Origin of the sequence: Paracoccus sp. FO-3, assembly GCF_006386455.1 — a bacterium.
In the GTDB taxonomy this organism is placed as follows: Bacteria; Pseudomonadota; Alphaproteobacteria; order Rhodobacterales; family Rhodobacteraceae; genus Paracoccus; species Paracoccus versutus.
Genome location: NZ_VCBQ01000127.1, coordinates 1 through 11825 on the forward strand (window position 1 = coordinate 1; position 11825 = coordinate 11825).

Below are 11825 nucleotides of genomic sequence, written 5' to 3' on the forward strand. Positions count from 1 at the left end.
ACGGCTATGTCAAGGTGCGCGGCGTGCGCATCTCGCTGGCCGACGTCGAGGCGGAGCTGGCCGCCCATCCCGCCGTCGCGCAGGCCCTGGTCGTAGACATTCCCGACGCGCGGGGCGAGACGGTGCTGGCCGCGCTGGTCGCCGGCCGCGACCTGCCCGAACCGGCCGCGCTGCGCGCCTTCCTGCGCGAGCGGCTGCCGCAATCGCACCTTCCCGACCGCATCCTTGCAATCCCGGCGCTGCCGCTGTCGGCCAACGGCAAGCCCGACCGCCGCCGCGCGCGCCAGATCGCGGGCCAGCCCGGCCCCGGGCCCGTCCTGGCGCCGAAGGTGCCGGCCGACGAACCCGCGGACGCGCTGACGGGCCTGATCCTCGCCGCCTTCCGCGAGGCGCTCGGCGCGCCCGGAATGGGGCCCGAGGACGATTTCTTCGACCATGGCGGGCATTCGCTGGTCGCGACCCGGATCATCGGCAGGCTGCAGGCCGAGCATGGCATCGCCCTGCGCTTCACCGACATCTTCCGCCATCCGACCGCCCTCGCGCTGGCCGGGATCGCCACCCGCAGCGCGCCGGCCGCACCGATGCCCGCAGCCGGGGACGACGCGGCCGGGCCCCAGGCGGCGCCCCTGTCGCTGGCGCAGCAATCGCTGTGGAAGGCCTATGCCGCCTTCGGCTATGGCGGCATCTTCAATCTGCCCTTTGCCCTGCGTTTCCCGACCCCGGTGGACGAAGCGGTCTTCGGGCTGGCCTTCGGCGACCTGATCCGCCGCCATCCCGTGCTGCGCAGCCATTTCCGCGAGGAAAACGGCCAGCCGCTGCAAGAAGTGGTCCCGGTCGAGCGGCTGGGCAATTATCGCTGGTTCTGGACCAGCGCCGAGGCGGGCGAGGCAAACCGCCGGACCGAGGCCGGCCATGTCTTCGACCTTGCCCGCGAATTGCCGCTGCGGCTGCGCTTCTTCCGCGAGGGGGACGAGCAGGTGCTGTCCATGCTGTTCCACCATATCGTGCTGGACGAATGGTCGCTGAACCTGCTGATGGACCAGCTTGGCCACGCCTATCGCCAGCGCGCGGCGGGGCTGGCGCCGGATTGGCCCGACCAGCCGCCGGGCTTCCACCGCTTCGCCGCCGCGCAAAGGGCGGCGGATACGGACCGCGCGCATCTGGACTACTGGCTGGATCACCTGCGCGGCGCACCGCGTGCCCGCCCGATCCTCGGCGCTGCGCCGGGCGGGCAGGACCCGCAGGGCGGCTGGACCCGGATCGACCTGCGGGCCGAGGTCGCACGCGGGCTTTACGCCACGGCGCGGCGCAACGCGGCCTCGCTTTTCGCGACGGCCTATGCGGCGATCGGCGCGGCGCTGGGGCGGCTGGGCGGCATCGGCGACCTGGTGATCGGCACCTCGGCCTCGGGGCGCAACGATCCGGCCTGGTTCGACACGGTGGGCTATTTCACCACCATGACCGCGCATCGGCTGGCGCTGGGGGCTCAGGACACGCCCGCCGCCCTGATCGCGCAGGTGCGCGACCGCATCGCCCGGTCGCTGCCGCATTCCGAGGTCCCGCTGGACCTGGTGGGTGAGGCGCTGACCGGCAATCCCGTCACCCGGCTGGACGAGATGTTCGAGGTCTTCATCCAGCTCCACGCCCGGAACCGGATGAACGGCGCCATCGCGCTGATGGACGGCAGCCGCGTCGAATACCGGCAGATCGACCCCGACAAGGCGGAATCGCTGCTGGGCCTGCAATTCGAGATCGTCGAGGACGTGGCGGACGAGACCGCCGGCCTGCGCATCATGCTAAGCCATCGCGCCGACCGCTACGGCCCCGCCGAAATCCGCCGGATCACCCAAGCGGTCGAGGCGATGCTGGCCCGCTTTGCACAGCCGCAGGACGATCAGCCGCTGGACGCCGGCGAGGCAAGCCCCAGATGCGCGGCCAGCGTCTCTCCGGCATAGGCGTGGCGAAAGCGCCGCGCCTCGGCCAGCGCCGGGATCAGTTCGGACAGCAGCAGGTCCAGCGATTCCCCGCTGCCGCCCGGCAGGGCGATGAAGCCGTCCATGGCCCCGGCATCCGACCAGGCGGCGATCTCGGCCAAGGCCTCGGCCGGGGTGCCGACGAAGGTCCAGTGCCCGGAATTGGCGACCTCGGGGCGCAGCAGCAGGTCGCGCAGGGGCGGGCTTTCCTGCCGGATCAGCCGCTGCAGCAGCCCCGAATGGGTGCGGCTGCGCAGCGCCGCGTCCCCGGCCGGCAGGTCCGCGGGGGTCAGGGGGCGGTCCTCGGGCCAGTCGCCCAGGTCGCGGCCGACCAGCGCCCCCAGCTTGGCCCGCAGCGCGGCAGGATCGCGGCGGGCCTGCGCCTCGCGGAACATCTCCTGCGCCTCGCTCCGGCTGGGCGCCAGATAGGCGTGAAAGCCCGGCAGCAGCCGCGGCGCGTCGTCGCGGCCGGCGGCGCGGGCCCGGCGCTGCAGGTCCGACCGCAGCTCTTGCCCCGCGGCAGGGTCGGGGACCGAGGCGAAGATCGCATCGGCGACCGAGGCGGCGAAGCCGCGGCCCTCGGCCGAGGCGCCGGCCTGGAACAGCGCGACGCGCGCGGGATGGCGCGGCACGTTCAGCGGCCCCTCGACCTGATAGAAGGCGCAGCAATGGTCGATGGCCGCCAGCCCTTCGGCACCGTGGCTGTCCCAAAGGCGGCGCACGACATCGGTGAACTCGGCCGCGCGGGCGTAACGCTCGGCCGCCGAGGGCATGGCGGCAAGGCCGAAATTCCGCTCTCCATCCAGCGCGGTGACGATGTTCCAGCCCGCCCGGCCGTTGCTGAGCCAGTTCAGCGTCTGCAATTGCCGCGCGGCGACATAGGGCGGATTGAAACTGGTCGAGACCGTCGTGACCAGCCCGATCCGCCGCGTCGCCCCGGCCACGGCGGTCAGCACCAGCGTCGGATCCAGCGCCGCCCGCGCGATGCGCGGCCCCGCCCCCTTCGGGTCGATGTAAAGGCTGTCTGGCTTGAAGACGAAATCCAGATGCGCGGCCTCGGCCCGGACCGCCAGCGCGCAATCCAGCGCCAGCGCCTGGTCCGGGGCCGGCGGCGGCCCCCAGGTCCGGGCAAGGGCCAGACCGATATGCAGCATCCGCGCCATCGCATGCTCCTCGTGAAAATTGCGTCTGGATAATTCCGAGTGTTTTACTTTACGAACCGGAGGACGCGATTGCCAGCCGGAGTGAAAACGTGATCCGCATCCAGGGCCTGACGGTCGGCTATGGCCGAAAGCCGGTCATTCGCGGGCTGGACGCCTGTTTTGCGCCAGGGCGCTTCACCGCGCTGGTCGGGCCGAACGGCTGCGGCAAATCGACGCTGCTGAAGGCGGTGATGGGCTTTCTGCGTCCCCAGGCCGGCCGCGTCACGCTGGACGGCGTGCCCATGGCGCGCATCCCGCGCCGGGCGCTGGCACGGCGCATCGCCTGGCTGCCGCAAGAGAACCATTGCCCCGACTACCTGACCCTGGGCGAGCTGGTCGAGATGGGCGGCCATGCCCGGCAGGGGCTTTTCGCCGGGCCGGACGACCGCGACCGGCTGCTGTTTCGCGAGGCGCTGCGCATCGTCGGGCTGCAGGATCAGGCGCATCTGCCGGTCAACGCCCTGTCCGGCGGCCAGCGGCAGCGCGCCTTCATCGCCATGGTGCTGGCGCAGGACACGCCCGTCGTGCTGATGGATGAGCCGGTGAACCACCTGGACGTCACCTATCAATATGCCCTGCTGGGGCTGGTGCGCGACCTGACGCGGCGCCATGGCCGCACGGTGGTCTCGGTCCTGCACGACCTGAACCTGGCGCTGAGCTTCGCCGACGAGGTGGTGATGATGTCGGGGGGAGAGGCCCGCGCCTCGGGGCCGGTGGCCGAGGTCCTGAACGCCGCGAACCTGCGCGAGGTCTTCGACCTAGACGCGCAGGTCATCCGCCACGAGGGGCGGCGGATCTGCCTGCCCGCCCTGCCGGAGCCCAGCGCATGAGGCGCGGCTTTTCGGTCCTTGCGGTGCTGGCGCTGGCGCTTTGCCTGCTGCTGGCGCTGTCGGCGGGCGAAAGCTGGATCCCGCCCTCGGGGATCTGGGCCGCGCTGGCCCGCTTTGACGAGACGCGGCAGGCGGATGTCATCGTGATCTACCAGCGCCTGCCGCGCGCGCAGATCGCCATGCTGGCCGGGGCGGCGCTGTCCATGTCGGGGGCGGTCCTGCAGGGCGTGCTGCGCAATCCCCTGGCCTCGCCCTCGCTGGTCGGGATCAATGCCGGGGCGGCGCTGGCGGTGGTGGCCGGCGCCTTCCTGCTGGGGCTGGAGCCGCGGGCGCAGGGATCGGCCGCGCTGGCGGGCGGCGGCCTGGGCTTCCTGGCCAGCCTCGGCGTCGCGCGGCTGGCCGGCCATGCGCATGATCCGCGCGGGCTGGCGCTGATCCTGTCCGGCGCGATCGTCTCGATGTTCCTGGGCGGGCTGACGCAGGCGCTGCTGCTGTCCGATCCGGCGCTGCGGCAGGATTACCTGGGCTGGCTGGGCGGCAATGTCAGCCATGTCCATGCCGAAAGGCTGGCGGATTTCTGGGGGCTGGCGGCGCTTGGCATGGCGGCGATGCTGCTGCTGGCCCGCCGGCTGTCGCTGCTGGCGCTGGGGGCCGAGAAGGCCGCCTCGCTGGGCATCGACGTGGCGCGCACGCAACTTCTGGCGCTGGGGGCGGCGGTGCTGGCCTCGGCCTCGGCGGTGGCGATCTGCGGACCGCTGGGGTTTCTGGGACTGGTGGTGCCGCATCTGGTGCGGCCGCTGACCGGCCCGCGCTTCGGGGCCTGCTGCCGGGCTGCGCCCTGGCCGGGGCCTGCCTGTGCCTGCTGGCCGACCTGATCGCGCGCATGGCGCTTGCCCCCTTGGCGCTGCATACCGGCGTCGTGCTGGAGCTTCTGGGCGGCATCGCCTTCATGCTGATGGTGCGCCGCTTCTACCTGCGCGGAGCCGAGGCATGAGCAGCCGCGCCCTGGACGGCCGCCGCGTGCTGCGCCTGCCGGGCGGGATGCAGATCGGACTGGCGAATCTGGCCGCCGCGCTGGCCCTGACGCTGGCGAGCCTGGGGCTGGGGGCGGTTTCGCTGTCCTGGGGCGAGACGCGGCTGGACCTGCTGGCGCCGCTGGATGCGGATCAGGCCTTCGCGCTTTACCAGGTGCGGCTGCCGCGCCTGCTTCTGGGCTTCATGGCGGGCTGGTCGGTGGCGCTGGCCGGCGCCATGCTGCAATCGCTGGCCCGCAATCCGCTGGCCGATCCGGGCCTGCTGGGCCTGTCGCAGGGCGCGATGGTGGCGATCATGGTCCTGACCGTGCTGGCCCCCGGCCTGCCGCCGGCCTGGCTGCCGGGCGCGGCGCTGCTGGGCGGCCTTGCGGTCGCGGCGCTGCTGCTGGCGCTGGTCCGCGGCCATGCCGGCGGGCTGGCCGTGCTGCTGATGGGCATTGCGCTGGAATCGACGCTTTCGGCGGTGACGGCGGTGCTGGTACTCTATACCCCGCCCGAGACCTCGCATGCGCTGGCCGGCTGGATGGCCGGGTCGCTGGCCCTGGCCGACTGGCCGCGGGTGACGATGCTGGCGCCATGGTTCGCCGCCAGCCCGATCGCCATCCTGCTGCTTGGCCGGGCGCTGCGGCTGGTCGACCTCGGCACGCCCATGGCGATGGCGCTGGGGCTGGATGCGGCATGGGCGCGGGTGGCGGTCCTGATCGTCGCGGTGCTGCTGAGCTCGGCCGCCTTGACGGCGGTGGGGCCGCTGATGTTCCTCGGGGTCATGGCGCCGCAGCTGGCGGCGGCGCTGTCGCCCGCCTCGGGCCGGGCGCGTCTGGTGCTGGCGGCGCTGACCGGCGGGCTGCTGGTCACGGCGGCCGACATGCTGGCGCGCAACGCCGGCACCGATATCGGCCTGCCGGTCGGGCTGGTCCTGGTGACGCTGGGCGCGCCGCTTTTCGTGCTGGCGATGCGGATGCGGCTGTTCCTGCGGATGAGTTCAAGCTGAAAAGGAGGACGAGATGCGCCGATTGCTGATGACCGCCCTTGTGGCGCTGGCCGCCATCGGGACGGGACAGGCCGCCGAGGTGACCGACGATACGGGGCGGCAGGTGCGGATCCCCGACGACCCGCAGCGCGTCGTGGCGCTGCACGAGCCGGTGCTGGCGGTGCCGCTGATCGAGCTGGGCGTGCCGGTCGTCGGAATCTACGGCCGGGGCGACGACGGCTCCAGCCTGACCGCGGTGGATTTCCTGCACGAGATGCTGGGAGGTTCCAAGGATGCCGACCCGATCCCCGGGATCGGCCCGGTGGGCAGCATCAACCTGGAAAAGCTGCGCGCGCTGCGGCCCGACCTGATCATCGGCACCGATTACGATGCCGGCAAGGCCAAGGCCCTGTCCCAGGCGGCGCCGGTCTATCTGCAGAACAGCAGCGCCGCAACCGCCCACGGCTTCAGCGTGCAGGAGGAGCTGGCGCGCGTCCTGCATCGCGAGGACCGCTTTCGCGAACTCAGGACCGCCTATCAGGCCCGGCTTGACGGATTGCGCGGCCGGTTTCCCGACCGCCTGCCCAAGGCGCCGGGGGAAAGGACCTATCTCATCGTCATGCTGACCGACCAGGCCAATGTCGTGGCCGGCATGTCCGGCGCGGTGCAGGCCCTCGAGGACCTGGGCTATCGCCGGGCCGAGATCGCCGGCGAGGGCTCGACCCGGCAGTCGCGCTCGATGCTGATCCTGCCCATCGGGGCCGAAAGCCTGGCCGGCCTGAACCCGGACCTGCTGCTGGTGATGACCAGCTTCGCCACCCCGGCGCGGGACGAGGCGGCCGCGCGCGCGGCGCTGGACCGGCTTTCGCCCGGCTGGGACCGTTTCATGGCCCCGGCGCGCGAGGGGCGGGTGGTGTTCCTGGATTCCGCCAGGGTCACCAGCCCTTCAGTCGCCAGCGCCATGCACACGCTCGACGCGGTCGAGGGCTGGCTGGCCGGGGGGCCGCGCTGACGGCGAGGGCGCCGGGGCCGACGACCGGCGGTCTGCGGCCGGCCGCTCTGCACGGCAGGCCCGCCAATGCGCCACCTGCTGGCGGATGAACCATTCCGCCACCTGCCCGAACAGGGGGCCGATGAAATCGGGGGCGAGGCCCGCCTCGGCGGCCCAGGCCGCGCGTTCGTCCAGCATCTGCCGCACCCGCTCCGGCGCGGGGATCGAGGCGATGTCGGGCTTGAAGTCCGCCGCGGCCAGCACATAGCGCAGCCGCAGCCCCAGCAGCCCGACGATGCGGGCGTCGATCATGTCGATGCCGCGCCGGACGTCGCCCAGCCCCGCCACCGCTTCCGGCGGGACCAGGTCCGGCGCCAGATCCTCGGGCGCCACGACGGCCGGGCTCATGCACTCTCCTCCTGCCGGGCGGCGACGGGATCGGGGAAATGCGCCTCGCGCAGTTGCTCGCGCAGCTGGCGCTTGTTGACCTTGCCGACGCCGGTTTGCGGAAAGCGATCCAGCACGATCACCTCGTCGGGGATCTTGAAGGCGGCAAGCCCGGCCTCGGCCAGATGGCGGCGCAACGCCCCCGGCCGGGGCGTGGTGCCCGGCGCGGCCAGCACGAAGGCGCAAAGCCTTTCGCCCATCAGCGCATCGGGCCGCCCCACCACCGCCGCATCCAGCACCGAGGCATGGGCGACCAGCAGATCCTCGACCTCGTCCACGCCGATCTTTTCGCCGCCCCGGTTCACCTGGTCCTTGGCCCGCCCCTCGACGGTGATCGCGCCGTCGGCGTCGCGCCGCGCGATGTCGCCCGAGCGATAGAAGCCGTCGGCGGTGAAGGCCTGGGCATTGTGCCCGGCCATGTCGTAATAGCCGCGGATCGTGTAGGGGCCGCGGACCTGCAGCTCGCCCGGCTCGCCGATGGCGGCCTCGCGCCCATCCGGGCGGATGATGCGCAGCTCGTCCCAGGGCGACATGGGCCGGCCCTGGGTGTTCACGATACGCTCCTCGCTGTCGGTCAGCGCGGTGAAGCAGACCAGCCCCTCGGCCATGCCGAAGACCTGCTGCAGCTGGCAACCCAGTTCCGGCCGGATGCGCCGGGCGCTGGACGGGTTCAGCTTGGCGCCGCCGACCTGCAGCAGTTGCAGCGACGACAGGTCCGCCCCCAGCCCGGCCTGCGCATCCAGCCACAGCAGCGCCAGCGGCGGCACCAGCGCGGTCATCGTGACGCGATGGCGGGCGATCAGGTCGAAGCAGATCCCGGCCTCGGGCTCGGGTGCGACGACCACCGTGCCCCCGGCCCACAGCGTGCCCAGGAAACCCGGGCAGGCCATCGGGAAGTTGTGCATCATCGGCAGCACGCACAGATAGCGCGTATCGCCGTCCAGCCCGCTGGCCGCCACCGCCATGCGGATGTTGTAGAGATATTCCATGTGCCGGCGCGGGATCAGCTTGGGCACGCCGGTCGTCCCGCCCGAGATCTGGAAACAGGCCACGTCCTCGGCATTGGGACCGGCCGGCAGCGGGAGATCGGGACGGAACAGGCTGTCGAAGGGCGTCGCGTCCCGGCCGTCGCCCAGCACCACCACATGCCGGACCGAGGGAACCTTGTCCTGCACCCGCCGGGCCAGCGCCACCATGTCATACCCCCCGGGCTCCTGCGCCGTCAGGATCGCGCGGGCGCCGGTGAAATCGGCAAACTGGCCAAGCTCAAGGTCGCGATGGCCGGGCAAGGCCAGCACCGGCACGACGCCCAGCCGGCAAAGCGCGAAGAACAGCGTGACGAACTCCCCGCAATTGGGGAATTGCACCACCACCCGGTCGCCGCGAACCAGTCCCAGCGCCGAAAGCCCGCCCGCCAATGCCAGCGCATCGCGGTGCAACCGATCGTAACCGATCTGCCGCGCACCGTCGATCAGGGCGATCCGCCGACCCAGCCGCCCGGCTTGCCGCGCCAGCAGGTCGAAGAATGTCTCGTATCGCCAGATCCCGGCCTCGCGGTAACGGTCAGCGACGTCCCGGGGCCAGAACGGGCAGCGGGCCTGCCAGTCCAGAGCGTGATCTGCCACAGCAATCTCCTTTCGCAATCCGCTGGCGAAGGGTGGGCAAATCTTCCTTGATAGGGAGGACCATGTCCGCTCCGCCGAAATCCCGACCGTGACGACTGGCGGAGGGCTGAACGCACGGTATCTTATCTTTTTTATCGGATTACTGTCGCACAACCACAGATGGGTGTAAAGTGATCCTGCGGCGCAGGTTGTGGCGCAGGGGTCACGCCCTGGATTCCCAGGCGCCGCCACCCCTTGCCCCAAGCCTTGTCAATCGGTTAACCCGGCGCTGTCGCTCGGCGGTTTCCCGCCGGCGGAACGGAATCGCAAATCGCAGCCAGCATTCGCCAGCCCGCAGTAGATCTGGATAGGGTTTGGAGATGAATGGACATAAAATCCCGGTGCTGCTTGGCACGGTCGCCATGCTGGCATTGGCCACGGCCCCCGCGCTGGCTCAGGACAATCAGGGCATGGCCGAGACGCTGCGGCTGGACGAAATCGTCCTGACCGGCGAAAAGCAGGCGCGCAGCATCAAGGATACCGCCTCTTCGGTGGCCGTCCTGACCACGCGCGACCTTGAGGAGAGCGGCGGGCAGGACAGCATCGCCGATGCGCCGACGGGCATCGCCAACGTGACCTATGTCGCCTCGGGCGGCCAAGGCGGCGCCCCCACCATTCGCGGGCAGGACAGCGAGGGTCCGAATTCCGGCGCGGTGGCCTTCTTCGGCGGCACGGCCCCGCGGCTGGCCTTCAATCTGGACGGGCATTATCTGGGCTACAACGAGATCGTCTGGGGCAGCCAGGCGCTTTGGGACGTCGAGTCGATCGAGGTCTTTCGCGGCCCGCAGACCGCGACCCAGGGCGCGAACTCGATCGCCGGGGCGATCATCGTCAAGACCAAGGATCCGACTTTCCAGCCCGAGGGCGCCGCGCAGCTGGAATATGGCAGCCACAGCCGCCGCCGCGCCAGCCTGATGGCCTCGGGGCCCTTGTCCGAGGATCTGGCCGGGCGCATNTCGCCGTCGATGACTGGGCGCGCGACAATTACATCGACTATACCAATCCGGATTTCGCCGTCGGCTCGACCGATCAGGACCATGAATCCCGCACCATCCGCGCCAAGCTGCTGTGGCAGCCGAAGGACCTGCCGGGATTCGAGGGCAAGCTGACCTTCTCGCACAGCCTGACCAACCGGCCGAACTGGGAAGCCGCGACCGAGCCCTATGAAGATCTGGAAAGCGCCACCGCATCGAATCCCAGCTGGCGGCTGCGCACGAACACCACCATCCTGGATGTCAGCTATGAATTCGGCAATGGCTGGACGCTGTTCAACCAGCTGCAATATTCCGACATCTGGATCAAACGCTCGACCGAGCCGGTCGACTCGGGCACAGCGATCCTGGATCAGGACGTGACCTCGAACGAGACGCGCGTAACCTTCGGGACGCCCGAGGACCGGATCAGCGGCGTAGCGGGACTGTTCGTCTCGCGCACCGATTCGGACGAGCTTCTGGATTACCGCGGCACCACCACCTATGACGACCGCAAGGACAGCCTGGGGATATTCGCCGAAACCACCTGGCGCCTTGCCGACCGCTGGAGCCTGACCGGCGGGCTGCGCTATCAGCGCGACGACATCACCCGGCGCGGCGTGTCGAGCTTTACCCCGAACGTGCTGGATTACGACGAAAGCTTCGACGCCTGGCTGCCCAGGATCGCGCTGGCCTATGACCTGGACGCATCGACCCGCATCGGCGCCATGATCAGCAAGGGCTACAACCCGGGCGGGGTGACGCTGAACCTGACCAGCGGGGAATACGTGCCCTTCGACGCGGAGACCTCGTGGAACTACGAGATCTTCGGCCGCACCCGGTTGCTGGACGACCGGCTGGAACTGACCGGCAACCTGTTCTACACCCAGCTCCATGATGCGCAGCGCTATGTCGTGACCAGCCTGCCCGAGAACATCGGCAGTTCGATCACCGTCAATGCCGAGCGCGCCAAGTCCTATGGCCTGGAACTGGGGATGGACTATCTGCTGCGCGACAATCTGCGGGTCAAGGCGGGGCTGGGCCTGTTGCATACCGAGATCAGCCGCTTCACCAGCGCGGCGGCGGATTACCAGGGCCATCGCTTCGGCCGGTCCCCGGACTATACGCTTTCGCTGGCGGCCGATTGGGACATCACCCCGGAATGGCGGCTCAGCGGCCAGCTGCGCCATACCGACGGCTATTATTCCGACGACAACGAGGACCGCGACACCTGGGTCGATTCCTATACCGTGGCCAATGCCCGGCTGACTTGGCAACCGCGCGAGAACCTGCAGGCCTTCGCCTATGTCAACAACCTGTTCGACGACCGCTCGGTGACCTATCTGCGGGCCAGCCGCTCGATCGGCGGCTTCGAGGCCACCGTGGTCGAGCCACGCGAGCTGGGTATCGGCCTGAAGATGACCTTCTGATGCGAACGAATGCCCCGACAAGGATCGGGGCATTCATCTTCTCTAAGAGCCTGCTGATCCATCGGGCCTGGACTGGCCGGTTCCGAATTGTACGACGCTCTACCACAAGCAGAAAATTTGCATGTACAAAACCGTATCGGCCTGCTTCAGGTCCGCTGCACCCGTTGTTGTGAGCGGTCTGACTTCCTCTCTTGGACAAAGTGTCGCAGGTCAATACAAAATCTTGACGGATACGGCGCCTTAATCCCTATATGTAGGCATCACGGTTCTTTCGGGTCGATCCGGCCCGAAAGCGAAGAGGGAAGCCGGTGCG

The 11825-nt window shown here is 70.0% G+C and carries 11 protein-coding genes; 8 read left to right on the forward strand and 3 right to left on the reverse strand.

Going from position 1 to position 11825, the window contains the following annotated elements:
* Window positions 1–1955, forward strand: a 1955-nt coding sequence (locus FE811_RS23185) for a condensation domain-containing protein (protein ID WP_219848928.1), incomplete at its 5' end; no start/stop codon positions are given.
* Here the strand turns inward: FE811_RS23185 and FE811_RS23190 are convergent.
* The gene (locus tag FE811_RS23190; protein WP_140848952.1) at window positions 1895–3136 is read right to left on the reverse strand and encodes an LLM class flavin-dependent oxidoreductase; all 1242 of its coding nucleotides are present in this window, start codon (window positions 3134–3136) and stop codon (window positions 1895–1897) included. The two genes, FE811_RS23185 and FE811_RS23190, sit on opposite strands and share 61 nt — an antisense overlap.
* Before the next feature lie 89 nt (window positions 3137–3225).
* On the opposite strand from FE811_RS23190, the gene FE811_RS23195 reads away from it, so the two are divergent.
* The 5 genes from FE811_RS23195 to FE811_RS23210 are packed head-to-tail and all read left to right on the forward strand — an operon-like array spanning window position 3226 to window position 7021.
* Window positions 3226–4005 (forward strand): ABC transporter ATP-binding protein, encoded by a 780-nt coding sequence (locus tag FE811_RS23195; RefSeq protein WP_072462915.1) that lies wholly within the window; start codon window positions 3226–3228, stop codon window positions 4003–4005.
* Entirely contained in the window at window positions 4002–4880 is an 879-nt protein-coding gene (locus tag FE811_RS23200; protein ID WP_255469826.1) for an iron ABC transporter permease, read from the forward strand. The genes FE811_RS23195 and FE811_RS23200 overlap by 4 nt, the downstream gene beginning before the upstream one ends.
* Window positions 4877–4999, forward strand: coding sequence for a hypothetical protein (locus tag FE811_RS28435; protein WP_255469828.1), 123 nt, complete (start codon window positions 4877–4879; stop codon window positions 4997–4999). Before FE811_RS23200 ends, FE811_RS28435 begins: the two co-directional genes overlap by 4 nt.
* Complete coding sequence (locus FE811_RS23205) at window positions 4996–6030, forward strand: iron ABC transporter permease (protein ID WP_072462916.1); 1035 nt, start codon at window positions 4996–4998, stop codon at window positions 6028–6030. Before FE811_RS28435 ends, FE811_RS23205 begins: the two co-directional genes overlap by 4 nt.
* 13 nt (window positions 6031–6043) lie before the next feature.
* Window positions 6044–7021: an ABC transporter substrate-binding protein gene (locus tag FE811_RS23210; protein ID WP_072462917.1), complete on the forward strand. Its 978-nt coding sequence runs from the start codon at window positions 6044–6046 to the stop codon at window positions 7019–7021.
* On the opposite strand, the gene FE811_RS23215 is transcribed toward FE811_RS23210, so the two are convergent.
* Window positions 6956–7408: a chorismate mutase gene (locus FE811_RS23215; protein WP_072462918.1), complete on the reverse strand. Its 453-nt coding sequence runs from the start codon at window positions 7406–7408 to the stop codon at window positions 6956–6958. The genes FE811_RS23210 and FE811_RS23215 overlap by 66 nt on opposite strands.
* The gene (locus FE811_RS23220) at window positions 7405–9072 is read right to left on the reverse strand and encodes a (2,3-dihydroxybenzoyl)adenylate synthase (protein WP_072462919.1); all 1668 of its coding nucleotides are present in this window, start codon (window positions 9070–9072) and stop codon (window positions 7405–7407) included. Before FE811_RS23220 ends, FE811_RS23215 begins: the two co-directional genes overlap by 4 nt.
* A 359-nt stretch (window positions 9073–9431) precedes the next feature.
* Here FE811_RS23220 and FE811_RS28440 point away from each other — a divergent pair, with 359 nt between their 5' ends.
* Both FE811_RS28440 and FE811_RS28445 read left to right on the forward strand, forming a co-directional pair.
* Window positions 9432–10220 (forward strand): TonB-dependent receptor plug domain-containing protein, encoded by a 789-nt coding sequence (locus FE811_RS28440; protein ID WP_255469827.1) that lies wholly within the window; start codon window positions 9432–9434, stop codon window positions 10218–10220.
* A 62-nt stretch (window positions 10221–10282) separates the two neighbouring features.
* A complete protein-coding gene (locus tag FE811_RS28445) occupies window positions 10283–11512 on the forward strand; it encodes a TonB-dependent receptor (RefSeq protein WP_255469829.1) in 1230 nt (409 codons plus the stop codon).
* The last annotated feature ends 313 nt before the right edge of the window (window positions 11513–11825 follow it).

Coding starts and splice junctions, on each gene's coding strand:
- FE811_RS23190 (WP_140848952.1), bottom strand. CDS start 3,136: ATGGCGCGGATGCTGCATATCGGTCTGGCCCTTGCCCGGACCTGGGGG.
- FE811_RS23200 (WP_255469826.1), top strand. CDS start 4,002: ATGAGGCGCGGCTTTTCGGTCCTTGCGGTGCTGGCGCTGGCGCTTTGC.
- FE811_RS23205 (WP_072462916.1), top strand. CDS start 4,996: ATGAGCAGCCGCGCCCTGGACGGCCGCCGCGTGCTGCGCCTGCCGGGC.
- FE811_RS23210 (WP_072462917.1), top strand. CDS start 6,044: ATGCGCCGATTGCTGATGACCGCCCTTGTGGCGCTGGCCGCCATCGGG.
- FE811_RS23215 (WP_072462918.1), bottom strand. CDS start 7,408: ATGAGCCCGGCCGTCGTGGCGCCCGAGGATCTGGCGCCGGACCTGGTC.